Source organism: Actinomadura harenae (assembly GCF_003696215.1).
Lineage (GTDB): Bacteria > Actinomycetota > Actinomycetes > Streptosporangiales > Streptosporangiaceae > Spirillospora > Spirillospora harenae.
This window is the reverse complement of record NZ_RFFG01000057.1, coordinates 1-21,440: the sequence shown is the minus strand read 5'-3', so window position 1 is coordinate 21,440 and position 21,440 is coordinate 1. Positions and strand designations below refer to the sequence as shown.

General features: G+C 70.7%; 29 protein-coding genes. 13 read left to right on the top strand and 16 right to left on the bottom strand.

Annotation, left to right across the window (positions count from 1 at the left end; translation table 11 throughout):
• Positions 1 to 70 precede the first annotated feature (70 nt).
• Positions 71 to 979, top strand: a complete 909-nt coding sequence (locus tag EBO15_RS27295) for a LysR family transcriptional regulator (protein ID WP_199744841.1) — start codon at positions 71 to 73, stop codon at positions 977 to 979.
• Between the two features lie 223 nt (positions 980 to 1,202).
• Here EBO15_RS27295 and EBO15_RS27290 read toward each other — a convergent pair whose 3' ends face one another.
• Positions 1,203 to 1,874, bottom strand: coding sequence for a TetR/AcrR family transcriptional regulator (locus EBO15_RS27290; protein ID WP_122197316.1), 672 nt, complete (start codon positions 1,872 to 1,874; stop codon positions 1,203 to 1,205).
• A 101-nt stretch (positions 1,875 to 1,975) separates the two neighbouring features.
• On the opposite strand from EBO15_RS27290, the gene EBO15_RS27285 reads away from it, so the two are divergent.
• Positions 1,976 to 2,623, top strand: coding sequence for an FMN-dependent NADH-azoreductase (locus tag EBO15_RS27285; protein ID WP_122197315.1), 648 nt, complete (start codon positions 1,976 to 1,978; stop codon positions 2,621 to 2,623).
• 1 nt (position 2,624) lies between these two features.
• Positions 2,625 to 2,945, top strand: coding sequence for a DMT family transporter (locus EBO15_RS27280; protein ID WP_122197314.1), 321 nt, complete (start codon positions 2,625 to 2,627; stop codon positions 2,943 to 2,945).
• Positions 2,946 to 3,165: 220 nt separating this feature from the next.
• On the opposite strand, the gene EBO15_RS27275 is transcribed toward EBO15_RS27280, so the two are convergent.
• Entirely contained in the window at positions 3,166 to 3,951 is a 786-nt protein-coding gene (locus tag EBO15_RS27275; protein ID WP_122197313.1) for an oxidoreductase, read from the bottom strand.
• 85 nt (positions 3,952 to 4,036) lie between these two features.
• Positions 4,037 to 4,612, bottom strand: coding sequence for a TetR/AcrR family transcriptional regulator (locus tag EBO15_RS27270; RefSeq protein ID WP_122197312.1), 576 nt, complete (start codon positions 4,610 to 4,612; stop codon positions 4,037 to 4,039).
• Positions 4,613 to 4,704: 92 nt separating this feature from the next.
• On the opposite strand from EBO15_RS27270, the gene EBO15_RS27265 reads away from it, so the two are divergent.
• Positions 4,705 to 5,721, top strand: coding sequence for an LLM class flavin-dependent oxidoreductase (locus tag EBO15_RS27265; RefSeq protein WP_122197311.1), 1,017 nt, complete (start codon positions 4,705 to 4,707; stop codon positions 5,719 to 5,721).
• Here EBO15_RS27265 and EBO15_RS27260 read toward each other — a convergent pair.
• Positions 5,649 to 6,833 (bottom strand): MFS transporter, encoded by a 1,185-nt coding sequence (locus EBO15_RS27260; RefSeq protein WP_122197310.1) that lies wholly within the window; start codon positions 6,831 to 6,833, stop codon positions 5,649 to 5,651. The two genes, EBO15_RS27265 and EBO15_RS27260, sit on opposite strands and share 73 nt — an antisense overlap.
• Before the next feature lie 107 nt (positions 6,834 to 6,940).
• On the opposite strand from EBO15_RS27260, the gene EBO15_RS27255 reads away from it, so the two are divergent.
• Entirely contained in the window at positions 6,941 to 7,486 is a 546-nt protein-coding gene (locus EBO15_RS27255) for an Lrp/AsnC family transcriptional regulator (protein WP_122197309.1), read from the top strand.
• On the opposite strand, the gene EBO15_RS27250 is transcribed toward EBO15_RS27255, so the two are convergent.
• Entirely contained in the window at positions 7,392 to 7,979 is a 588-nt protein-coding gene (locus tag EBO15_RS27250) for a TetR/AcrR family transcriptional regulator (protein ID WP_122197308.1), read from the bottom strand. The two genes, EBO15_RS27255 and EBO15_RS27250, sit on opposite strands and share 95 nt — an antisense overlap.
• Positions 7,980 to 8,027: 48 nt before the next feature.
• Here EBO15_RS27250 and EBO15_RS46260 point away from each other — a divergent pair, with 48 nt between their 5' ends.
• Both EBO15_RS46260 and EBO15_RS27240 read left to right on the top strand, forming a co-directional pair.
• Positions 8,028 to 8,924: a GNAT family N-acetyltransferase gene (locus EBO15_RS46260; RefSeq protein WP_122197307.1), complete on the top strand. Its 897-nt coding sequence runs from the start codon at positions 8,028 to 8,030 to the stop codon at positions 8,922 to 8,924.
• A gap of 123 nt (positions 8,925 to 9,047) precedes the next feature.
• Positions 9,048 to 9,260, top strand: a complete 213-nt coding sequence (locus tag EBO15_RS27240) for a hypothetical protein (protein ID WP_122197306.1) — start codon at positions 9,048 to 9,050, stop codon at positions 9,258 to 9,260.
• 31 nt (positions 9,261 to 9,291) lie between these two features.
• Here EBO15_RS27240 and EBO15_RS27235 read toward each other — a convergent pair whose 3' ends face one another.
• The gene (locus EBO15_RS27235) at positions 9,292 to 9,477 is read right to left on the bottom strand and encodes a hypothetical protein (RefSeq protein ID WP_147481665.1); all 186 of its coding nucleotides are present in this window, start codon (positions 9,475 to 9,477) and stop codon (positions 9,292 to 9,294) included.
• A 20-nt stretch (positions 9,478 to 9,497) separates the two neighbouring features.
• Between EBO15_RS27235 and EBO15_RS27230 the strand changes: the two genes are divergently transcribed.
• Entirely contained in the window at positions 9,498 to 10,073 is a 576-nt protein-coding gene (locus tag EBO15_RS27230; protein ID WP_122197304.1) for a hypothetical protein, read from the top strand.
• Between the two features lie 276 nt (positions 10,074 to 10,349).
• Here EBO15_RS27230 and EBO15_RS27225 read toward each other — a convergent pair whose 3' ends face one another.
• Complete coding sequence (locus tag EBO15_RS27225; protein ID WP_122197303.1) at positions 10,350 to 10,946, bottom strand: ATP-binding protein; 597 nt, start codon at positions 10,944 to 10,946, stop codon at positions 10,350 to 10,352.
• Entirely contained in the window at positions 10,943 to 11,200 is a 258-nt protein-coding gene (locus EBO15_RS27220) for a hypothetical protein (protein WP_122197302.1), read from the bottom strand. Before EBO15_RS27220 ends, EBO15_RS27225 begins: the two co-directional genes overlap by 4 nt.
• A 424-nt stretch (positions 11,201 to 11,624) precedes the next feature.
• Here EBO15_RS27220 and EBO15_RS27215 point away from each other — a divergent pair, with 424 nt between their 5' ends.
• From EBO15_RS27215 to EBO15_RS27205, 3 genes are read left to right on the top strand one after another with little or no spacing between them, the layout of a single operon-like run.
• Positions 11,625 to 12,428, top strand: coding sequence for a helix-turn-helix domain-containing protein (locus tag EBO15_RS27215; protein WP_122197301.1), 804 nt, complete (start codon positions 11,625 to 11,627; stop codon positions 12,426 to 12,428).
• Complete coding sequence (locus EBO15_RS27210) at positions 12,425 to 12,610, top strand: DUF397 domain-containing protein (protein ID WP_122197300.1); 186 nt, start codon at positions 12,425 to 12,427, stop codon at positions 12,608 to 12,610. Before EBO15_RS27215 ends, EBO15_RS27210 begins: the two co-directional genes overlap by 4 nt.
• On the top strand, positions 12,610 to 12,801 hold the full coding sequence (locus tag EBO15_RS27205) for a DUF397 domain-containing protein (protein WP_122197299.1): 192 nt from the start codon (positions 12,610 to 12,612) through the stop codon (positions 12,799 to 12,801). Before EBO15_RS27210 ends, EBO15_RS27205 begins: the two co-directional genes overlap by 1 nt.
• Before the next feature lie 136 nt (positions 12,802 to 12,937).
• Here EBO15_RS27205 and EBO15_RS27200 read toward each other — a convergent pair whose 3' ends face one another.
• From EBO15_RS27200 to EBO15_RS27190, 3 genes are read right to left on the bottom strand one after another with little or no spacing between them, the layout of a single operon-like run.
• On the bottom strand, positions 12,938 to 13,669 hold the full coding sequence (locus EBO15_RS27200) for an aquaporin (RefSeq protein WP_199744840.1): 732 nt from the start codon (positions 13,667 to 13,669) through the stop codon (positions 12,938 to 12,940).
• Between the two features lie 5 nt (positions 13,670 to 13,674).
• Positions 13,675 to 14,163: a DUF3237 domain-containing protein gene (locus EBO15_RS27195; RefSeq protein WP_122197298.1), complete on the bottom strand. Its 489-nt coding sequence runs from the start codon at positions 14,161 to 14,163 to the stop codon at positions 13,675 to 13,677.
• Positions 14,163 to 14,612 carry an ester cyclase gene (locus EBO15_RS27190; protein ID WP_199744839.1) on the bottom strand — a complete coding sequence of 150 codons (450 nt, stop codon included), beginning with the start codon at positions 14,610 to 14,612 and terminating at the stop codon, positions 14,163 to 14,165. Before EBO15_RS27190 ends, EBO15_RS27195 begins: the two co-directional genes overlap by 1 nt.
• A 59-nt stretch (positions 14,613 to 14,671) precedes the next feature.
• Here EBO15_RS27190 and EBO15_RS27185 point away from each other — a divergent pair, with 59 nt between their 5' ends.
• Positions 14,672 to 15,301, top strand: a complete 630-nt coding sequence (locus EBO15_RS27185) for a TetR/AcrR family transcriptional regulator (RefSeq protein WP_199744838.1) — start codon at positions 14,672 to 14,674, stop codon at positions 15,299 to 15,301.
• Here EBO15_RS27185 and EBO15_RS27180 read toward each other — a convergent pair.
• The 5 genes from EBO15_RS27180 to EBO15_RS27160 all read right to left on the bottom strand — a co-directional run bounded on the left by EBO15_RS27180 (position 15,295) and on the right by EBO15_RS27160 (position 19,928).
• Positions 15,295 to 15,837 carry a hypothetical protein gene (locus EBO15_RS27180; protein WP_147481664.1) on the bottom strand — a complete coding sequence of 181 codons (543 nt, stop codon included), beginning with the start codon at positions 15,835 to 15,837 and terminating at the stop codon, positions 15,295 to 15,297. The genes EBO15_RS27185 and EBO15_RS27180 overlap by 7 nt on opposite strands.
• Positions 15,838 to 15,950: 113 nt before the next feature.
• Positions 15,951 to 16,826: a citrate/2-methylcitrate synthase gene (locus EBO15_RS27175; RefSeq protein WP_122197294.1), complete on the bottom strand. Its 876-nt coding sequence runs from the start codon at positions 16,824 to 16,826 to the stop codon at positions 15,951 to 15,953.
• Positions 16,823 to 17,572, bottom strand: a complete 750-nt coding sequence (locus tag EBO15_RS27170; protein WP_122197293.1) for a CoA-transferase subunit beta — start codon at positions 17,570 to 17,572, stop codon at positions 16,823 to 16,825. Before EBO15_RS27170 ends, EBO15_RS27175 begins: the two co-directional genes overlap by 4 nt.
• Positions 17,569 to 18,510 (bottom strand): CoA transferase subunit A, encoded by a 942-nt coding sequence (locus EBO15_RS27165; protein WP_199744837.1) that lies wholly within the window; start codon positions 18,508 to 18,510, stop codon positions 17,569 to 17,571. The genes EBO15_RS27170 and EBO15_RS27165 overlap by 4 nt, the downstream gene beginning before the upstream one ends.
• The gene (locus EBO15_RS27160) at positions 18,495 to 19,928 is read right to left on the bottom strand and encodes an aldehyde dehydrogenase family protein (protein WP_122197291.1); all 1,434 of its coding nucleotides are present in this window, start codon (positions 19,926 to 19,928) and stop codon (positions 18,495 to 18,497) included. The genes EBO15_RS27165 and EBO15_RS27160 overlap by 16 nt, the downstream gene beginning before the upstream one ends.
• A 309-nt stretch (positions 19,929 to 20,237) precedes the next feature.
• Here EBO15_RS27160 and EBO15_RS27155 point away from each other — a divergent pair, with 309 nt between their 5' ends.
• Positions 20,238 to 21,335, top strand: coding sequence for an ABC transporter substrate-binding protein (locus EBO15_RS27155; protein WP_122197290.1), 1,098 nt, complete (start codon positions 20,238 to 20,240; stop codon positions 21,333 to 21,335).
• Positions 21,336 to 21,440: the final 105 nt, after the last annotated feature.

Below are 21,440 nucleotides of genomic sequence, written 5' to 3'. Positions count from 1 at the left end.
GCGGTCGTCCGGGAACAACGCCGATCTCCCGAACGATCTATCATGCGGGCTTATCGACGGAGGTGGGAGCATGGAACGGCAGGAGATCGAGGTCTTCCTGACCCTCGCGGACGAACTGCATTTCGGCCGCACCGCCGAACGCCTGCGCCTCTCCCAGGCGGCCGTGTCCCAGACACTGAAGAAGCTGGAACGCCGCGTCGGCGCGCCCCTCTTCGAACGGACGAGCCGCCGCGTCCTCCCCACCCCGGTCGGCAAGCAGCTGCACGACGACCTCGCCCCGGCCTGGGCCGCCGTCGAACGCGCCGAGTCCGACGCGATCGCCATGGCGCGCGGCGTCGCGGGCACCCTCACGATCGGGTTCCTCGGCGCGTCCCAGGGCGAGCACACCCCGCGCGCCATCGCCGCCTTCCGCGCCGCGCACCCGGGCACCGAGGTGCGCATGCGCGAGGTCCACCTCGGCGACCCCTTCGGCCCCCTCCGCGACGGCACCGTGGACCTCCTGCTCACCCGCCTCCCGGTCGCCGAACCCGACCTGACCGTCGGCCCCGTCGTCCTCTCCGAGTCCCAGATGCTGGCCGTCCCCGCCGGCCACCCGTTCGCGCGCCGCCCGTCCGTCCGCATGGACGACCTGTCCCGCGACACCACCTTCGCCGCCCGCGGCCCCGCCCCGTCCTACTGGTGGGACGCCCAGATCCCGCCGGTCACCCCGTCCGGCCACCCCGTCCGCCGCGACCAGGGCGCCGAGACCCTCCAGGAGATGATGACGCTCGTCGCGTCCGGCGCGGGCATAGCCCCGGTCCCCCGGTCCGTCTGCTGCGCCTTCTCCTACTCCGCCGTCACCTACGTCCCCATCGAGGACGCCCCGCCCAGCGACGTCGCCCTCGTCTGGCGCACCGCCACCGAAACCGCCCGAACCCGAGCCTTCCTAGACGCCACCCTGGAAACCCTCCGAACCACCGGCGGCCCCGCAACCTCCTGACCCCGCCCCTCCCCCAACAACCACCACCCACCCGGCGCACATCTCGCCAAAGCGCGCGCCTCCCCCGAACCCACAGCCCACCCAAGCGCGCAGCCCACCCAGGCGCGCGGCCCACCCAGGCGCGCGGCCCATCCGGGTGCGCGGCCCACTCAGCGCGCGGCCCCCGGCGCATGGCCCACACGGTGCGCGGCTCACCCGGTGCGCGGCTCACCCGGTGCGCGGCTCATCTGAGGGCGCGGAACGCCAGGGCGGTGAGTGTCGCGGTGATCTCGTCGGTCGTGCGGCCGCCAGCGCGCAATCGCTCGAACAGCTCCGATGCGAGCGGAGCCAGCAGGACGTCCGCCAACACGTCCACGTCAGCGCCCCCCTCTCCGGGAGTCGCGCCCTTCTCTCCGTCTCCGGGGCCGCGTGGCCCCGGCCCAGCGCCAGAAGCGGGGGCGGAGGCGGAGGAGGCGGCGTGTTCGGCGGCGAGGGCTCGGACGTGGGCGCGCCAGAACCCGTAGGCGCCGGTCTCGAAGCGGCGGGGACCGGTTTCGGCGCCGAGCACGAGCGCGATGTGCGCGTCCAGGAGTTCGACCATGGCGGCGTAGAAGGCGGCGAGGCGTTCGGCCGGGGGCGCGCCGGGGCCGAGCGGGGGCTCACCGCGCAGGAGCTTCTCCTGGAGCTCGCGTTCGTGCTCGTCGAGAAGCGCACGGGCGATGGACGCGACGTCGGGGAAGCGCCGGTAGAGGGTGCCGCGTCCGACGCCGGCGGCCTTGGCGACATCGTCCATGGTCACCGTGCGCGGGTCGCGGGAGGCGAACAGCACGGCGGCCGCTTCGAGAACACGCACCCGGTTACGGGCCGCGTCCGCACGCTCGCGGGGGCGTTCCGGCTGGTCGGCGAGCAGGTTCATGGCCGTGACCCTAACCCACGCCGAAATAACTGGACAAGCTGTCCGCTTATTGACTACGGTCACAACCGGACGCAGTGTCCACTTTTCGAAGGAGCCCTCCCATGCCCTCGTTGCTGCACCTCACCGCCAGCGCCCGCCGCGACTCGTTCAGCCGCCGCGTCGGCGGCGCCTTCGCCGACGCCTGGCGCGAGGCCCACCCGGACGGCTCGTACGTCCTGCGCGATGTCGCCGCCGACCCCGTCCCCCACATCACCGAGGCGTGGACGGAGCTGTGCGACCACGCGCTCGCACACCAGATCTCCGACCCGGCGCGCCTCCACGAGGGCGCACGCACACCCTCGCAGCGCGAGGCCTGGGCGGTCGTCGAACCGCTGCTGGACGAGCTGCTCGCCGCCGACGTCGTCCTCATCGCGACGCCGATGTACAACTACTCGGTTCCCTCCTCCCTCAAGGCCTGGCTCGACCAGGTGACCTTCCCGCGCGTCTCCCTCGCCCCGCGCCGTTTCGTCGTGGCGTCCGCGCGCGGCGGCGCCTACGGCCCCGGCGCCCCCAAGGAGCGCTTCGACTACCAGGAACGCTTCCTGCGCGACTTCTTCCACGGTCACTTCGGCGTGGAGGACACCACGTTCGTCCACGCCGAGCTCGTCAACTCCCGCATCGACCCGTCCCTCGCGTCCCTGCGTCCCAAGCACGACGCGTCGCTCGCCGCCGCCCTCGAAACCGCCCGCACGCTCGCCAAGGACTACTGACATGAACTGGCTGTTCCTCGGGCTGGCCGGGCTGGTGGAGATCGCGTTCTCGCAGAGCATCCGGCCCACCGAGAACTTCACCCGGCCGCTGCCCACGCTCGTCTGCTTTCTCCTGGGCGCGGCGTCGATCTTCCTGCTGTCGCTGGCCATGCGCGGCCTCCCGGTCGGCACCGCCTACGCCGTCTTCACCGGCATCGGCGCCGTCGGCGCGATCGGCCTCGGCATCGCCGTCCAACGCGACCCCGTCACCGCCGGCCGCCTGGCCGCCCTGGCCCTGATCATCGGCGGAGTCGTCCTGGCCCGCATCACCAACCCCGAGTGACCACCCCGACCCCACGCCTTGGGCGCGCGGGCGCCGGGGCTCGCAGCGGCAGGGCGCGAGTGCATGCAGGGGCAGGCACGCGAGCATGCAGAGCCAGACACGCGGCATGCGGGGCCGGGTGCGCGGCATGCGGGGCCGGGTGCGCGGCATGCGGGGCCGGGTGCGGGAAGGTGCCCTCCGGATGTCCACACCCCCCAGACGGTGGGGCCGTGGGGGCTGGTCAGGCGGTTTTGATGGCGCCGCCGTCGATGCGGTGGTCGGAGCCGGTGATGCTGGACGCGGCGGCGTCGGAGAGTAGGAAGGTGATGAGGGTGGCGACCTCCTCGGGTTCGGCGAGACGGCCGGTGACCATGCCCATGACCCCGGGAACCTGGGCGAGGAACTCCTCGTGGGGGACGCCGAAGGACTCGGCGAGGCGGGCGCCGAAGTTGTCCGGGGCCTCCCAGATGGCGGTGCGGACGGGGCCGGGCGAGACGGTGTTCACCCGGACGCCGCGTGGGCCGTACTCCTCGGCGAGGGCCTTGCCGAACGCGGTGAGGCCCGCCTTGGCGACGTTGTAGGCGACCGGACCTGCGGCGGGCAGCCGCGCGCCCATGGACGAGACGTTGACGATGTTGCCGCGCCGCTCGGCGAGGCCGGGCAGGATCGCGCGGGTCACCCGGACGGCGCTGAGCAGCGTGAGGTCGAGGTTGGCCCGCCACTCGTCCTCGGACACGTCGAGGAAGCCGTGCACCTCGACGGTGTCGCCGCCGCCGAGGTTGTTGACGAGCAGGTCGACGCCGCCGAGTTCGGCGGCGGCACGGTCGGCGAGCTCGCGCGCGCCCTCGTCGGTGGACAGGTCGACGGAGATGGCGATCGCGCCGCTCTCCTTCAGCTCGGGGGTCACGGTGCGGGCGGCCCCGGCGACGGTGACGCCCTCGGCGAGCAGGGCGCGGACGGTGGCGAGGCCGATGCCGCGGCTGGCTCCGGTGACGACGGCGGTCTTGCCGGACAGTGCGAGGTCCATGAGGGACACCTTTCTTGACCTAAGGGTACAGAATATGGCCGCAAGAGGGGCCGGCGCGCGGGGCGCCGGCCTCCGGGGGGTTTCGCTACAGGGAGTCGAGCAGGCCGTCGACCACCTGGTTCAGTCGTTCTCGCTCCTCACCCGCGCGGGCGAGGACCTGCAGCCCCAGCAGCGTGCTGAGGATCATGCTCGAGACCGCGTCCGGGTCACGCGCGCGGTCGATCTCCCCGGCGCGCTGCGCCTCCTCGACCGCGCCGCGGAACGCGGTCCGGGTGCGTCCGAACTGGTTCCGGACGGTCTCGCTCATCGCCGGATCGCCGCCACCGCCCAGCTCGGCCGCGGTGTTGACCACCATGCAGCCGCGCGGGTCGACGACGTTGACCTCGACGAGGAACTCCAGGGCGCGCCGCAGCCGTTCCTTCACCGGACCGGGACTCTCCAGGAGCTCGATCAGCCCGGCCGCCTGGTCGTCGCGGTAGCGCTCGAGCGCCTTCTCGAACAGCGCGCGCTTGCTTCCGAACGCGTGGTACAGGCTGCCCTTGCCGATGCCGAGCGCGACGACGAGGTCCTGCGGCGTCGTCGCGCCGTATCCCTTGCTCCAGAAGACGTCCATCGCCTGCACGACGGCCGCCTCCGGATCGAACTGCTTCGGTCTGCCCACGACCTCACTCCATCAGTTCTTGACCTCGAAGTCAAATACACCGGACGCCGCAGCGCCAGGAATGTCCCGGCCCGCCGCGCGTTGTCCTGAAAGTGAGCGATCCGCTGCGCACCATCCGCTGGTCGGTCCTGGACCGGTCCCGCACCCGCGAGGGCGAGGAGCCGTCGCGGGCTCTGCGCGACACCGTCGCGTTCGCCCGCCAGGCCGATGAGCTGGGCTTCCACCGGTTCTGGGTGGCCGAGCACCACAGCGTTCCGGGGGTGGCCGGGTCGGCGCCGACCGTCCTGGCCGCGGCGGTCGCGGCGGCGACCTCGCGCGTGCGCGTGGGGACGGGCGGAGTGATGCTCCCGAACCACCGTCCGCTCATCGTCGCCGAGCAGTTCGGCGTGCTCGCCTCCCTCTACCCGGATCGCATCGACATGGGTCTCGGACGTTCCGTCGGCTTCACCGGCGGGGTGCGTCGCGCGCTCGGGCATGACCGCGAGGACGCCGCCGACTTCGCCGCGCAGGTGCACGAGCTCCTCGGCTACATCAGCGGAGAGCAGGACGTCCATCCGGGCGTTCACGCGTGGCCCGCCGAAGGGCTGAACGTGCCCGCGTTCGTCCTGGCCACCGGCCAGGGCGCCGATCTCGCCGCCCAGCTCGGCCTGCCGCTCGTCATCGCGCCCGCGCGAGGCGAGGACGCCATGGTCGCCGCGATCGAGCGTTACCGCGACGCGTTCCGTCCGTCCGCGCAGGAGGACGAGCCGTACGTCATCGTCTCCGGGACGGTCGCCATAGCCGACACCACCGAAGAGGCCCGCCGCATGCTCATCCCTGAGGCGTGGGCCAACGCCTACTCGCGGACGCATGGCGAGTTCCCCCCGCTCATCCCCGCGTCGCGCGTCGAGTCCCTCACCATGACCGACCGGCAGCGCCGCATCTTCGACGACTCCATGCGCGGCCATGTCCACGGCACCGAAGAGCAGGTCGCGGACGAGCTGAACCGTCTCCTCACGCGCACGCGCGCAGACGAGTTCCTCGTCCACACCAGCACCTATGACCGCGCCGCGCGTTTGGACTCCCACCGGCGGCTCGCCGAGCTCGCCGGCCTACGCGCCACCTGCTGACCGACGAGGACGACCAGCGCCAGCGAACTCGCGCCGAACGCCAGCGAACGCGCGCCCGCGTGCGCGAGGACGACCGTCGAAAGCAACGACGCGATAGCCGCCAACGACCAAACGGTCGCGTCCACAGCGCCTTCCAAGCGAGCGCTCTCCGCAGACGGCAGCCCAACGGCAAGCAAGGCGCTCCCACCGACGAAACACAGGTTCCATCCGTAGCCGAGCAGGAACAGCGTCAGCATGCGCGCGTCCGGGAACACTCCTGCGAGCCCTGTCGAGAGCACCAGGACAAGAAGTCCGGCACGGGTGACGGGCCATGCGCCAAAGCGGTCCACCGCGCGCCCGGTCAGCGGCGACAAGGCGAACATCCCCAGGGTGTGGGCGGCCAGGGTCTCGCCCACCATGCCGAGCCCGTCCCCATGCATGTGCATGTCGACCGGTGCCGCGGTCATCACTCCGAACATGACGACCTGAGCCGTCACCAGCACCGGCAGGGCCCTCCGCGCGGACGGCATGGCGAACAGCGTCCGCAGCGGGACGCCCGGCTCCGAGTCCTCCGCGCCGAGGCGCCGCCCCGACATCGCGGCCGCGCCGATCAGGGCCGTGACCATGGCGAACACGAACGGTCCGGCGAGCACGGTCAGGCCGAGCGTCCCCGCGAGGCGGCCGGACGGCTCGAGCAGCAGGGGCCCGCCGACCGCCCCGGCAGCCGCCGACCACACCACCAGCCCGATCGCGAACCCGCGCCGTCCCGGCGGGTACAGCTCGGCCGCCGCGTAGCGCGAGAGCTGCGCGGCCGCGTTCCCCAGGCCGAGCAGCAGCATCGCCAGGGTCAGCACCGGAACGTTCCCATGGACGGCCGCGACCGCTCCCAGCGCCCCGCTGAACGCCGCGACGCCGTAGCCGAGGGCCAGCACCGTCCGCCGGTCGTACCGCCGGAACAGGCGTGTCAGCAGGATCGCGCCCGCGCCCGTCCCGATCACGTCCGCCGTGGGCGGGACCGCGCCCCAGCCCGCCCCGAGGTGGTCACCCGCGACCAGCGAACTCGCCGTGCTCGCCACCGCCATCGTCGCGCTCATCAGCGCCACGCCCGCGCACAACCCGATCATCCGCGTCATGCCTCAGAACGGTAGGAAAGCGGAGCGATCCGATGAAGGGGCGTTCGATGGTGTTCGCCCTGATACGCCGTTAGGTTGAAAGGTCTTCGCCGCGAAGGACCTTGCACATGGACCAGACCGACCAGCGGATCATCGACGAGCTCCAGCGGGACGGACGCCTGTCCTTCAACCGCCTCGCCGCGCGCGTCAACCTGTCCCCGCCCGCCGTCGCCGAACGCGTCCGGCGCCTCGAGGAGTCCGGCGTGATCACCGGCTACCGCGCCGAGGTGGACGCGGCTGCCGTCGGCCTCCCGCTCACCACGTTCGTCCAGATGCGCTGCACGCCGGGGCGGTGCCTGCTCAAGACGACCAGCGCCGAGGACCTGCCCGAGGTCGTCGAGATCCACAAGCTGAGCGGCGCGTGGTGCACGATGCTGAAGGTGCGCGTCGCGTCGTTTCCGCACCTCGAGGGCCTGTTCGAACGCCTGGGTGAGCATGGCGAGATGAACAGCCACATTGTTCTGTCCACCCCGTACGAGGCCGCGATCGTGGACCCGCGGCCCGCCGAGTCACGTCCCGTCACCCCGCCTCAAGGCTGGCCAGGAAGGCGTCCAGCAGGCGAAGCTGCCGCTCGGGCGGAAACGCGTCCGCGTCGAACAGCACCTGAACGATGAGCCCCAACGCGAACGACTGGATGGACGCGGCCAAGTCGTCCGGATCGGATTCCGGAATCTCGCCCTGCCGCTGGGCCACCTGAACGTGGTGCCGGATCCGCTCGCGCGCGCCCGCGTAGCGGACGCCATGCCCGGCCGCCAGTTCCGGTACGCCGAGTGCCGCGTCCCATGAGCCGACCCAGATCCGGTTACCGGCCGCGCCCTCCGGCGTGAGCGGAAGGATGTCGGCCAGGGCCGCCCGCAGCCCGGCCATCCCGTCGGGCGCCTCCGGCCGGGGACGGCTCTGGCGCCGCTCGTCCAGCAGGGCCAGCGCGTGCTCGACCAACTCCTGCTTGCTGCCGAAATAGTGTGTGACGAGCCCGGTCGTCGCGCCCATCTCGGCGGCGACCGCACGCATCGTCAGCCCGCCGAAGCCCTGCGTGGACAGGACCCGCCAGACCGCGGCGGACACGTCCCGGCGGCGGGCGTCGTGGTCTCCCTTGTGGCGCGGCATCCCGACAGAGTACGTTCACAAAACACCCGTTATGCGAATGGAGCCGAATTGCTCGTCCAGCCCCTGCGCCTCGACGCCGAACTCCGCCTGCTCGAGCCGTTCTACGCCGCCGAGTTCCTGGCCCACCAGGACCGCGCCCGCGCGCACATCAAGCCGTGGGTCGGCCCCACGTTCGTCATCGACGACCTGGACGGCGCCCGCGGCGTGCTCGAGCGCTACGCCAGGGACGGACGCCGCATCTTCGGCATCTGGCTGGACGGCGTGCTCGTCGGCGGCACCATGTTCGTGTCCTTCGACACCGAATCGGGCGTGTGCGAGCTCGGCTGCTGGCTCGAACCCTCCGCCGAGGGACGCGGCCTGATCTCCCCGGTCATCCGGCGGATGATCGACTGGGCCTTCCGCGAGCGCGGCCTCACCCGCGCCGAGTGGCGCTCCCTCCCGGACAACGCCCGCAGCATCCGCGTCGCCGAGCGCCTCGGCATGACCCGGGAGACGGAGGAGCTCTGGGCCCTGTCGTCCGACGACTGGAACCCGCCCGCCCCCGAGACCGCCGACCTGGACCGCGTCATGGACGCCATGCTCGCCGCGTTCGACAACACCGGCGACCGCACGCCCGACCTGGCCTCCCTCCGCGACCTGTTCCTCCCGCAGGCCGTGATCGTCAACAACACCGGCCCCGAACCCGCCGTCTACGACCTGGACGCGTTCATCACCCCACGCCAGAAGATCCTCACCGACGGGACACTGACCTCTTTCTCCGAATGGGAGGTCGCCCACCGCACCGAGGTCACCGGCTCCATCGCCCACCGCTTCAGCGACTACCGCAAGTCCGGCATCCGCGACGGCGTCCCCTTCGAAGGCTCGGGCCGCAAGTCCACCCAGTTCGTCCAAACCCCCACCGGCTGGCGAATCACCTCCCTCACCTGGACCGACGACCCGAGCTGAGCTCCCCTGCGGGGGTGACCACCAGCGATCACGGAACAGCGCCGCGTCGGGATTCCTCACGAGCCGCGAACGTGATCGCCGCGGCCCTGTCCGGCGCGTCCGTGATGATCGTTACTGCGTCGCATGACCACCACGCGCACCCGCCGACTCGGCCTCGCCGCCGTCGCCCTCACCGCCGGGCTCCCGATCCTCGTCGCGCCGCCCGCGCACGCCGACACCACCCCGCGGTTCGCCTCGACCAGCGTCCCCCGTCCACGATCACCGGCGGCGACCAGGCCGTCCAGACCGTCCGGCTGGACGCGCCCGCCCCGGCGGGCGGCCTGGCCGTCGAGGTGATCAGCGTCGACCGCAGCGACCGCAACTATCCCTACTCGGTGCCGAACGACGTGTTCAGGATCCCGGCGGGGCAGACGAGCGTCAGCTTCCCGGTCCGGTTGGAGGCGTACTCGGAGACGACGACCGTCCCCCTGGTCGCCCGCACGACCGGCTCCAGCGCCACCACCGACGTCACCGTCGTCCCGCCGGACTGGCGCGACCAGACGGTGACGCGCATCGACATGAACGTCCCGGACGATGCCCGCGCGATCGGCGGGCACCAAGGCGACCGGCACCGTCCGCCTCAGCGCGCCCGCCAAGGTCGGCGGAACCTCGGTCGACCTCCGCCTCACCCACGTCTCCGGCCTGCCGAACAGCCCGGAACCGAAGATCCCGCCCTACGTCGTCGTCCCGGCGGGCAGCAGGGAGGCCACCTTCACCGTCGACCACCCGGCCATCCCGATCTGGCCGATCGGCATCACCGACATCGGCGCCGACCTGGGCCACCCGGCGATGATCACGGCCCCGCTCTTCGTCCCGAAGAAGTACACGGTCGGCGTCACCCGCGAACTCCGGCGCGGCGCCTGGAACAACATCGGCTCCATCGGCCTCGGCGACAACCGGCACCCGTTCGGCGCGGTCATCGAGCTCACCAGCGACACCCCCGGCGTGCAGGTCCCGGCCAAGGTCGAGATCCGCGCCGAGTCGGCGGGCGCCAACTTCCCCATCAAGGTGGACGACTCCGTCCCGCTCGGCACAGAGATCAAGATCTCCGCCAAGTGGCTCCTCTCCCTGGCCGGCACCGTCACCACCACAACCACCGTGGACCACTGACCTCGAACGACGCTTCGCCCCGGCCCGTCCGGCGGGCCACCCCTGCGACACCCGACCCGCCAGCCCCCCACCGAAAGCAGACGGACGCAGCCGACACCGACTCTCGGCCTCACTCAAACCAAGGCCACCGCACGAGCCGCCCGCGGACGTCCACCGGCCAGCACCACTCGGCGGCCACCTGGAGATATCGCTGACGCTCCCCCGACGGCGGCCGCTTGTCCCTGCTCAACGTCCGCGAGTTGTCCCTGACCGGCTAGCGCCCGGCCCGTTCGGCGGTCAGCCGAGGACGCGGTCGAGGTTGCCTTCGGCCATCGTGTGGATGGTCTTCACCGTGCCGGGGAGCATGCCATAGGTGCCCATGGCCTCGGTGAACGCGGCGGACGCGACGTTGAGCGCGAGCCGCAACAGCACGCGTTCCTCGTGGTCCGCGCTTTCGGACACCGTCCCCGGCAGCTCGAACCAGACCACCCAGCGAGGGCCGTTCCGTCCTGGCACGGGGTAGGCCCCGGCCTTGTCCGCGAGGGCTCCCACCATCGCCAGGCCGCGTCCCGACTCGCCCAGCCAGCCCTCGTCGTCGACCGCGTCCGGAACGAGCGGATGCGTGTCCGCTCCACCGTCGTCGGTGACCTCCACCCGGACGCGCCCGTTCATCGCCCGGACGACGATGCCGACGCCCCCGTCCACCCAGCCGGACGCCGTGTGGAGTGCGGCGTTGGTGACCAACTCGGTGACCGCGAGTTCCAGGTCCTCCAGGTCGATTCCGAGGGACAGCGTGCCCACGACGTCCCGGACGTGGTGACGGGCCACGCGGACGTCGAGCCGCCCGTCCCTGCGCGCATCCATGCGCCGGTTCATCACCTCGCGCCAGGTCACCGCTCGACCTCCGCGATCCGCGCCGCCGCCGTGGACGAGCCGTCCGCGAACGCCCACCGGTCCCCGCACCACTCGAACCGCCAGACCCCACGCGCGTCGGCGACCGCGAGCACCGCGAACCACCGTCCCGTCCGAGGCGCGAGCACATGCAAAACGGGCTCCCCCAGCACGGGCAACTCCAACCGAGTCGCCCGCCCGGCCCGCTGAAGGTCGGACATCAGCCGCCCCAGCAACACCATCCGCTCCACCGTCACCGGCCTTCCCCTCCTCCGAAGCACGGACGGACAGGCGTCTGCGCGAGCACGAGCGTCTCGACCTGGTACCCGTCGCCGCGACACGCTGTCCAGAAGGTCAGACCCTGCTTGCCTCCCGCCGACTCCCGGCTATTCGTCCGGACACCGCGCCCGATCTCGAACACCCACCGGTTCGCACACTCGAGAACGGCGACACCATTCACGCTGAGCAGGAGTTTTGCGAGTTCGCCACCCCAAGACAACAGTTCCCGGACGAGCCGGACGACACGATCTCGTTTGTTCTTTGACACACAGAAGGAGTCGGACATTGCCGTCACGTCCTTTCTGGAGCTGTCATGACCACCGTGACTCTGGTCATAGAATCCTTGTAAAAGCTCTCCCCCGCGAGAAGTATCCGCGCTTTTACAACCCCGGAGCGTGATCCATGTCGGCCGCCGAATCCCTCAACCCCGACGCGTCCCTGTGGGACTACATGTCCGTTCACCTGCGCAAAGAGCGCCAGCGCCGGAACCTCTCCCAGTCCGACGTCGCCCAGATCATCGGCGCCGACAAAGCGCGGGTTGCAAACTACGAGGCCGGACGACTCAGGCTCACCGACCATCACGCGGACGCCCTCGATCAGGCGTGGGGCACCATGTACGCCGTCCTCCGCCGTTTCGCCGTGAAGGTCGGTATCGAGGAGAACTGGGCCAAGAAGCTGGGCGATTTCGAGCAGAAGTCCCTGAGTGTCAAGATTTACTCGACGGGGCTGATCCCCGTCCCCTTTCAGACCGAGAGCTATGCGCGCGAGATGCTCAATCACGTCCGCGTCGTCCGCGACGTGGAAGCTTCGCTGCGCAAGCGCATGGCGCGAACCGAGCTCCTGCTGAGCCAGCTCGACCGCATGTCCCTCTGGGTCCTGATCGACGAGCGCGCACTCGACCCGCCGATCAGCGATGAGCTCAAGCGGGAGCAACTGGAAGCACTACTCGCGCTCTGCGAGCGAGCCAGCGTCCGCGTCATCCCGGACGGCGAATGGCATGCCGGACAGGCCGGCACCTTCGAGATGATCACCACACCATCCGGCGAACAGGTCGCGTACATGTGGGCCCAGCTCGGGGGCAAACTGGTACACGAAGCCTCGGAAGTTCAAAATCTCGCGCTACGGTATGACCGAATGGGCGCGGTTGCACTCACCGAAGAGGCGACGCGTCAGCTGATCAGGAAGAAGCTGGAGAGCCTTCAGTGAATGACTGGCGCAAAAGTAGCCATTCGACGGGCGGCGGCAGTGACGGCACCGACTGCGTCGAGCTGGCCAACCTCGGAACCACGATCGGCATCCGCGACAGCAAAGCTCCCATGCATGGAAACCTCTCCGTCCCCCACGCAAGTTTCGTACAACTCGCCGAGCACATCAGGCAGCTGCCCTGATGATCGCTAGGTGGCGCAAGAGCAGCTATTCAACAGGCGGCGACAGCGGCGGTACCGACTGCGTCGAGGTGGCTGGCCTCGGGGCCATCGTGGGAATCCGTGACAGCAAGGCTGCGGATCGCGGCCATCTCACGGTCACCCGAGAGAGCCTGGCAAGTCTCATCTCCTGCATCAACCGACAGGGCATATAGCCGTCGAGCGCCATCGGCCAGGCCTGATTCTGGCGTTGAGGCGGCGAGCACGGGCGTCCACCTGAGTGGCTGTACCGCCTCATCGCGATCGTTGTCGCCTGCTTGGCAGACGGCGACCCATGCACTCGGCGCCGGGTCAGGCGCGGGCCTTGAGATTCGGACGGTCTGGGGCGCGCCGAACCAGGGATCCGGTGTGGGGGTTCGGGGTCAGCCAGGTGAGGAGGGCAATGGCGGTGGCTGTTCCGGCGGCTTCTCCTAGGAGGAGGGCGGGGATGTCTTGTGGACGGATGCCTGTGGGGGTGTCCGTGAGTGTTCTTGCCAGGGCGACGGCCGGGTTGGCGTAGCCCGTTGGGGTGAACCAGAAGATTCCGACGACGTAGGCGGCCACGATGGCCGGGAGTGCTGCAGAGCGCGTTCGCGAGCACGTCCAGATGATTCCGAGCAGGCCGAACGTGGCGACGAACTCGGCGAGCGTTCGCGTCGACCCGGACGATTCGTGTGTGGCCTGGGCGAACACCGGTGCTCCGAACATGGCGTCCGCGAGGCCGACCCCGGCGAAGCCTCCCAGCAACTGGGCGGGAACGTACGCGGCCGCCACTCCGAGCTTGATGTCGCCGCGGAACGCCATGGCGAGACTGACCAGCGGGTTGAAGTGGGCGCCGGAGATCGGGGCGAGCCACTCGATGAGCGCGAACAGCACCGCGCCCGTCGCCAGGGCGTTCGCCAGGAGGGCCACCCCGGTGTTCCCTGCGGAGAGCCGGGCGCCAAGAATTCCGGAGCCCACGATCGCGGCCAGGAGGAGCCCGGTCCCCAGAGCTTCGGCCACGCACCGCCGCAGCGGCGACGGGCCGTCGAGCGCAGCATCCAACTACCTCACACCACCTGGAAGACCTTGTAGGCGATGCCGCCTTCGATCAGGTAACCGGAGCCCACGCAGACGGTGTCGTTCAGCCAGGCGTAGGTCTCGGCGCCCGTTTCGAAGAGGCAGTTGGTCCTGAAGTAGTAGCGGGACGGGTCGACCAGGTGCCGCTCCCTGGTGTCGGCCATCGCCGCGCGCAGTTCCGGCGGGGTCGTGTAGCGGCCGCCGTAGGTCATGTACAGCAGGGCTCCGTCGTCCGTCCGCAGGGTGAGGCGGACGTCCAGGAGCATCGTTCCGTCGGGGCGGAACAGGGCCCAGTCGCCGCCGCCCGGCAGTACCTCTCCGCGGATTCGGGGGCCTTCGAAGGTTCCGCCGGCGGCGCCGAACAGGACGCGGCGTCCGATCGGGCCGGCGCCGAAATCGAGGCGAGGGTCGAGGTCGATCGCGATGTCGAACAGGAACTCCGTCCTGATCTCGCCGACGTCCTTCACGCGTGGGTCCATCACGCTTCACCTCCGAAGAGCGTGTGCCGGACGGTGTCGGTCGAGACGCCCGACTGGGCGCACAAATCCGACAGGTCGAAGAAGAACCGTTCGCCGGCGATCAGGTCGTCCTCGAAGGCGAACCGGATGGACACCGGGAGTTCGGCGCGCGTGCCGTTCGGCACGACGCCGAAGCGGTCGCCGGTCATGGTCATCCGGACCGTCCCCCAGCAGACCAGGGTGTCGTCGTTCGCGGCGTGTCCTTGCAGGTCGACCTCGTAGTCGGGGAACGCGGCGAAGAACCGGCGCAGCGCCTTCGCGTTCTCCTCGTGTCCCCGGGCCGTGGTTCCGAAGGCCGGGTTCTCCAGCATCATTCGCGGGTGGAGGAGCTTCAGGGCGACGGGGACGTCCTGGCGGCTCTTGGCCTCGGCGAGCGCCTGCGCCAGCTCGAACATGCGGTCAGCGTTCATGGCCGAAACAATACGTACGACCGTACGCATACACAAGAGGGTGTGGGACGATGGAGGGGATGAACGACGACCAGCCCTCCCCCGACCCCGCCGTGACCGACGGACGGCTGCTGCGCGGTGCCCGGTCGCGTCAGGCCGTCACCCGGCACGCCGTCGACGTCGCGTCCGCCGAGGGCCTCAACGGGCTCAGCCTCGGCCGCCTGGCCACCGACCTCGACCTGAGCAAGAGCGGCATCCAGACCCTGTTCCGAACGAAGGAGAACCTGCACCTGGCCACGGTCGAAGCGGCACGCGAGCTGTTCGTGGACGTGGTCGTCCGCCCGGCTCAGGACACGCCCCCAGGCGTCGCGCGGCTGCGCGCGCTCATCGAGAACTGGATCGACTACGCCGAAAGGCCGCTGTTCACCGGCGGCTGCTTCTGGTCGGCCAATCTGCCGGACTTCGACAGCCGCCCCGGCCCCGTCCGGGACGCCCTGGCACGCCAGCGCCGGGACTGGCTGGCCCTCATCTCCGCCCAGCTCAGCGACGCGGTGGACGCCGGTGAGATCGCGCCCCTGGACGCCGGCCTGACCGCCTTCCAGATCGACGCGATCCTCAACGCGACGAACATCGCCCTGCGCCTGGACGACAAGGACGCCGCCGGCAAGGCCCGGCGCGCCATCGACGCCTTCCTCACCCGGCCCTACTGACCGCCCAGGTAGACCTTCGCGTAGTACTCGCGGCGCGCGGCGACGAACGCGGCGGCCTCCTCGCCGGTCATCTCCTCGCTCTCCCTCAGGTGTTCCAGCAGGCCGTCCCGCGCGTCATGGTCGGAGGCCGCGACGTAAGCGATGGCGCTCGCCTTCCCACCTCCGGCCAGAAGCAGGTCATGCGGCAGCCCGCACCAGGTGTCGAAGCTGGTTCCGATGGCCTCCCACAGGATCCAGACGTCCTCCGGCCGCTGGTGTTCGGCGACCAGGAGCGCGGCGATCTCGGCCCCGTAGTTGAAGCCCCAGGCGTGATCGTGGAACAGGATCTCCTGCTCCAGCAGGAACCGCGCGAAGGCGTGGTCCACCGGCCCCGGGACGGCGACGAGGGCGTCCAGGACCTCGCCGCGATCACGCCACCGCCGATCGAAGGGCACGTCCTCCTCGTCGTGGGCGGCCTCGAACCGCAGCGTCTCCCACCGCTCGGGATCTTCGAGCCACCAGCCGACGCCGGGGAAGCCCTCGCCAGGTCGGGCCACGCCCACACCTTCCCTTCACGGAGATCGAACCCACGAGGGTACTGCCGCGCCGCCCCGGCCCGCCGCCCATGCCAAAGGCGCGGCGCACACGCGCCGCGCCCTTGAAACGCCAGTCAGAGGTGGCGGTCAGCGGGGCCGTCGTAGTGGTCGGGGCCCTGCATCTCCAGGGAGAGCGGCTGGATCATGTCGCTGTTGGCGGACGCGCGCCAGCCCTTCTCGCGCGTGGACTCCTCGATCGAGTGCGCGCACAGCGAGAGCGAGCGGCAGACGATGAACAGGGCCTTGAGCTGTAGGGGCTCATAGCCCATGTCGAGGCCGACGCAGCCCATGGAGCCGGGGCCGTTGAGCCAGACGCGACGGCCGAAGACGTCCTCGGTGGCGTCCTCCATGGCGCGGGCGATGGCGACGTAGCGGCCCGAGATGCCGAGTTCGTCCGAGAGGCCGAGGAGGCGTTCGGTGCGGGGGTCGCGGATGTGCTGGGCGTGGTGGAATCCGGGCATCCGCTCGCGGCGCGCGCGCATCTCGGCGACGATCGCCGCGGCGGCCTCGGCGTCCGGGATCCCGTCGCGGTCGGCGCGGTCCGCGACGCCGCGGAACATCTCGGCGGGACGGTCCGCCGTGCCGTGCAGGCGGCCGATCGTGGCGACGCCCGCGGCGACGGCGGCGTTGAGGTCGGCTCCGCCGGACGTGGCGAACCGGACGGTGGCCGAGGACGGCGACATGGCGTGCTCCGCCATGTTCACCATGATCGCGTCCGTCATCCGCGCGACCTCGGGCGTCGGGAGCTCGCCCTTCAGCACCAGGTGGAAGTGGTCGGCGAAGGAGACGTTGCCGGTCAGCTCGTTGACGTCGTAACCGCGGATGACGATGCGGTCCTTGTTCTTCCAGGCGATCGCCGTCTCCCACGCGAACGGCTTCTTCGCGTCCCCGGGCTTCACGTCCCTGGGCTTCTCGTCCCCGGGCTTCTCGTTCGAAAGCGTCTCGTTCATCGTTTCCTCTCAGGGAAGTACACGCAGTCGGGGTCGAGGACCTCGCGCAGGAGGGTGAGTTCCTCGGGGGTCGGCGGGGCCACGGCGTCGAGTTCCGGGGCGAAGTCCACGTCGAAGCCCGTTTCGGCGCGGACGGCGTCGGGCGACGCGTCCGGCATGAGGGCGGTGACGATGAGCGGGGAGTCGGCGGCCTCCATGACGCAGAGGTCGGTGACGACCTTGACCTCCAGCTCCGGCAAGCCCGCCTTGGCGCGCGCGCCGGGACCGGACAGGAAGCCCGGGGACGTCACGTGGTCGCAGCGTTCGGGGAAGCGGCGACGTTCGTGGTCGGTGAGGATCACGACCTTGCGGCAGTGCGAGGCGATGTCGTTGGCGCCGCCGGATCCCGGCAGGCGCTTGCCCGCGACCCACGTCGAGTTGATGTTGGCGTACCGGTCGATCTGGGCGCCGCCCAGGAAGCCGGTGTGGACGAGGCCGCGCTGGACGAGTCCGCCGAGCGCCTCGAACAGGGACCCGTGCCGGGACGCGCCGTGCATGAGCCGCGGGTCGACGACCGACACGGGCGTCGGGACGACCCGGGGGAACACCACGCCGGACTCGATGACCAGCTTGGCGTTCGGGGCGTGGGTACGCTGCGCCAGGGTCGCGGCCAGCAGCGGCAGGCCGGTCCCGACGATCACGACGTCCCCGTCGGCGATCTGCCGCGCGCCCTCGACCGCCAGGATCTCTCGGGGCAGGGCCTTCACACGTGGCTCCTCATGGACTCGGTGAGCGCGGCCCGCCGGGCTCCGCCCGGGTCGGCGCGGCGCAGGTACCCGTCGAAGTCGGCGGGGTTCAGGACGTGGTCGGCGAGCCAGGACGCGTAGGTGCCATCGCCGTGCCGGGCGAGCGCCTGGTACGCCTTGATCTCGTCCTCGGCGAAGTCGTACCTCCGGTACACCGAGGTCGGGAACGCGCCGAACGGCTGGGCGACGACGGCCGACACGTACGCGCCGGAGATCGTGACCTCCTCCGGACGGGCGTTCAGCTCGCCCTCCGGGACGATCTCCTCGACCGTCACGACCGTCGCCGCGGACGCCCGGACCATGTCCACCTCGTGGCTGGTCACGCCCTCGATGACGACGTTCCCGAACGGGTCGGCGCGGTGCGCGTGGATGAGCGACACGTCCGGACGAAGCGCCCGGACGAGCACGACCGGCCCGTCTCCCCACGGATCGTCCATGACCTGGGCGATTCCCTCGGCGACCAGGGCGGCGAGGACGTCCGAGCCGAGCAGGCTGCGCGTCGGCAGGAACGGGACACCGTTCGCGCCCGCCGTGAACCGGCTCGCCATGGTCAGGTGGCTGTGGTCGGCGACGGCGACTCGCCCGGCCTCGACGGCGCGCCGCCACGCGAACAGCGTCCCGTAGCGTTCGAGGTTGCCGGATCCCTGCTCGGTGCGGACGACAAGCCCGGCCGCGACGAGGAGGTCGAGCGGCAGCGACAGGTTGCAGCCGACGACGGTCAGATCACCGACGCCCTGCCGGGCGACCTCGTGGACGAGCGCCATCGGGCAGCGGTTGATGTTCTGCCCGCCCATCCCGACGACCGCGCCCGGCCGGACGAACCGTCCGACCGCCTCCTCCGCCGTCATCACCTTCCCCGTGGCCTGGCCGGGGTCGCCGCCGGTCAGTAGGTGATGCACGCCGACCGCCATTCGGTGTAGAAGTCCCAGACCTCGGGCGAGCACTCGGGCGGGCCGAACTGGGACAGCTTCGCGCCCATGTGCGGCAGGTGCGCGTACGCGCCGACGCCGGGCCGGTTGACGTGCAGCATCCCGGCCTCGAACCGGTCGAGCGCCTCGAACGCGCGCCCCATGTCGCGGGTGAAGATCGTCCCGGACATGCCGTACTTCACAGAGTTGGAGATCCGCATGGCGTCGTCGAAGCCGTCGCAGTCGATCACCGACAGGACCGGGCCGAAGACCTCCTCCTGGGCGATCTCGGAGTCCCACGGGACGTCGCGCAGCACGGTCGGCCGGACGTAGTAACCGTCGGGCAGGCCGTCCACGGCACGCGAACCGCCGATGGCGACGGACGCGCCGCTCTTCACGGCGCCCTCGATCGCCGACAGGCACGCGTCCATCCGCTGCTCATTCACTACCGGGCAGACATCCACACCCGGCTCCAGGGCGGACACCGCCGTGACGAGCTTCGCGAGGAACTCCTCCTTCACCCGCCGGTCGACGATCACCCGGGAGGTCGCCGAGCAGCGCTGCCCTGCCTGCCCGAACGCGCCGTGCACGACGGCCTTCACGGCCTTGTCGAGGTCGGCGTCGTCCAGCACGAGGACGGCGTTCTTGCCGCCGAGTTCGAGCTGGGTGCGCAGCAGCCGCCCGGCGCCCGCCTTCTGGATGGCGAGGCCGACCGGCAGCGACCCGGTGAAGCTGATCCCGGCGACGTCCGGATGGTCGACAAGGCGCTCACCTGCGGCGATGTCGCCCTGGACGAGGTTCAGCACGCCTGCCGGGACCCCGGCGTCCGCGAACGCCCGGACGAGGAGCGCCGACGACAGCGGCGTGAACGGCGACGGCTTGAGCACCGCCGTGCACCCGGCCAGCAGCGCGGGCGCGACCTTCCACATCGGGATCGCCAGCGGGAAGTTCCACGGCGTGATCAGCCCGACGACCCCCAGCGGCACGCGGAAGGTGTACGCCAGCGTCCGCGGCTCCTCGGCCGGGGTCGTCACGCCGTTGAGCCGGCGCGCCTCGCCCGCCGTGAAGTCGATGATCGCCAGCGCGCGCTTCACCTCGCCGCGCGCCTCCGCCAGGAGCTTGCCCTGCTCGCGGGAGATCGCGGCGGCGAAGTCCTCGGCGCGCTCCTCGATCAGCCGCTCGGCGGTGCGCAGGTACTCGGCGCGCTTCAGCGGGCCGAGCGCCTTCCACGCCGGGAACGCGGCGGACGCGGCGTCCACCGCGTTGTCGACGTCCGTGCCGCCGGACTCCGCGAAGTCGCCGATCACGTCGGACACGTCGGCGGGATTCACATTGGGCCGGGTACGCCCGCTCTCGGGCGGTACCCATTCGCCGCCGACGTAATTGTTCGTCTCCTGGTGCTGCGCCATGCGGCCAGCGTTCCGGTCCGCCGCGACCCTCACAATGGGCACTTCACGATGGCCCTCATAGAACACGGCTATCACCCCCCGCGACCTGCGGAGAGACGACCCTGATCCGACGTTAATCCTTGGCGTCCGCGAGGTTAATCCGATGTGGCGCGCCTTGGGTTCGCGCAGGTCAGGGGATATTCGATCGGCCTTGCCTATAGGGCTCATAGCCATAAGCGGATGGCGCCCCCGAAACACGCGGGTTAGACATGCCACCACGGCGGGGATCCGTGCCCGCCCCTTCCCCGTGTGACGAAACGAGGCTTGACGATGAGAACTCCCCGCGCGTTCGTCGCCGTGGTGGCGGCTGCCGGGCTGGTCGGTCTGGCGGGCTGCGGCGGGTCCGGCGGCTCCGGCGACGGCTACGACTGGGCCAAGGCCCCCGACACCGCGAAGATCTCCGAGCAGGGGAAGAGCCTGCCGACCTACGGTCTCGCGTCCGACTGGGCGAACTACGAGGGCGTCATCAAGGCGTTCTGCGCGAAGTACAACACCACGTGCGACCACAAGGACACCGACATGTCCTCGGCGGACGAGATCCAGAAGTTCGACGCCGAGCAGAAGAACCCGGTCGGCACGGCCAGCGACATCGGGCTGATGTGGGGGCCGGTCGCCGAGGCGAAGGGCGTCGTCCCGCGGTACACGCCGCCGTCGGCCGCCAAGCTGAAGGACTGGCAGAAGGCCAAGGACGGCGGCTGGGTCGCCACGTTCTACGGCGTCCCCGCGTTCGTCGTGAACACCGACAAGGTGAAGAGCCCGCCCCTGAGGTGGGACGACCTGCTCAAGCCCGACTACAAGGGCCAGATCGCGATCAAGACCCCGACGTCGTCCGGGACCGGGCAGGCCATGCTCGTCGCGGCGGCCGTCGCGCACGGCGGGAGCATCTCCGACCTGGGGCCCGGCTTCGACTTCTTCGCGAAGCTGAAGAAGTCCGGCAACCTGTCCGACGCGAAGATGAGCGAGGACACGCTGGAGAAGGGCGAGGCCCCGATCCAGATCAACTACGACTTCAACGGCGTCACGCAGAAGGCCGAGCTCGGCAAGAAGGGCGTGCACCTGACCGTCCAGGTGCCGCAGGACGGCTCGATCTGGGCCCCGTCCGGGCTCATGGTCAACAAGTACAACACCGCCAAGGGCGACTTCCTCAAGGCGTTCATGGACTTCGTCCTCGGCGACCAGGCGCAGATCGAGTTCGCCAGGTCCGGCGCGCACCCGGTGCGCGCGGTGAACGGCGACCTGACCGTCCCGGCGGACGCGAAGGCCAACTGGCTGCCCGAGCAGCAGTACTCGGTGGTCAAGGAGGTCGAGTACTCCAAGATCAGCCCGGAGGACATCGTGCGGCAGTGGGAAGCGAAGGTCGTGGCTTGACCTCCCCCGGCGTGTCCGCGCCGGTGGCCGGCGACACCCGCGCGAGCGGCGCGTCCCGGCCTCCGGCCGCGCCCGGCGAGGGCCGCCCGGCCACGCCCGCCCGCC

Bases quoted from the DNA above. Each gene is read 5' to 3' on its own strand.
- EBO15_RS27255 (WP_122197309.1), top strand. From the start codon at position 6,941: ATGGACCAGACCGACCAGCGGATCATCGACGAGCTCCAGCGGGACGGA.
- EBO15_RS27155 (WP_122197290.1), top strand. From the start codon at position 20,238: ATGAGAACTCCCCGCGCGTTCGTCGCCGTGGTGGCGGCTGCCGGGCTG.
- EBO15_RS27275 (WP_122197313.1), bottom strand. From the start codon at position 3,951: ATGGACCTCGCACTGTCCGGCAAGACCGCCGTCGTCACCGGAGCCAGC.
- EBO15_RS27215 (WP_122197301.1), top strand. From the start codon at position 11,625: ATGTCGGCCGCCGAATCCCTCAACCCCGACGCGTCCCTGTGGGACTAC.
- EBO15_RS27290 (WP_122197316.1), bottom strand. From the start codon at position 1,874: ATGAACCTGCTCGCCGACCAGCCGGAACGCCCCCGCGAGCGTGCGGAC.
- EBO15_RS27175 (WP_122197294.1), bottom strand. From the start codon at position 16,826: ATGAACGAGACGCTTTCGAACGAGAAGCCCGGGGACGAGAAGCCCAGG.
- EBO15_RS27195 (WP_122197298.1), bottom strand. From the start codon at position 14,163: ATGGACCCACGCGTGAAGGACGTCGGCGAGATCAGGACGGAGTTCCTG.
- EBO15_RS27285 (WP_122197315.1), top strand. From the start codon at position 1,976: ATGCCCTCGTTGCTGCACCTCACCGCCAGCGCCCGCCGCGACTCGTTC.
- EBO15_RS27280 (WP_122197314.1), top strand. From the start codon at position 2,625: ATGAACTGGCTGTTCCTCGGGCTGGCCGGGCTGGTGGAGATCGCGTTC.
- EBO15_RS27160 (WP_122197291.1), bottom strand. From the start codon at position 19,928: ATGGCGCAGCACCAGGAGACGAACAATTACGTCGGCGGCGAATGGGTA.
- EBO15_RS27185 (WP_199744838.1), top strand. From the start codon at position 14,672: ATGAACGACGACCAGCCCTCCCCCGACCCCGCCGTGACCGACGGACGG.
- EBO15_RS27190 (WP_199744839.1), bottom strand. From the start codon at position 14,612: ATGAACGCTGACCGCATGTTCGAGCTGGCGCAGGCGCTCGCCGAGGCC.
- EBO15_RS27205 (WP_122197299.1), top strand. From the start codon at position 12,610: ATGATCGCTAGGTGGCGCAAGAGCAGCTATTCAACAGGCGGCGACAGC.
- EBO15_RS27230 (WP_122197304.1), top strand. From the start codon at position 9,498: ATGCCCGCGCGATCGGCGGGCACCAAGGCGACCGGCACCGTCCGCCTC.
- EBO15_RS27260 (WP_122197310.1), bottom strand. From the start codon at position 6,833: ATGACGCGGATGATCGGGTTGTGCGCGGGCGTGGCGCTGATGAGCGCG.
- EBO15_RS27295 (WP_199744841.1), top strand. From the start codon at position 71: ATGGAACGGCAGGAGATCGAGGTCTTCCTGACCCTCGCGGACGAACTG.
- EBO15_RS27240 (WP_122197306.1), top strand. From the start codon at position 9,048: ATGACCACCACGCGCACCCGCCGACTCGGCCTCGCCGCCGTCGCCCTC.
- EBO15_RS27250 (WP_122197308.1), bottom strand. From the start codon at position 7,979: ATGCCGCGCCACAAGGGAGACCACGACGCCCGCCGCCGGGACGTGTCC.
- EBO15_RS27235 (WP_147481665.1), bottom strand. From the start codon at position 9,477: ATGCGCGTCACCGTCTGGTCGCGCCAGTCCGGCGGGACGACGGTGACG.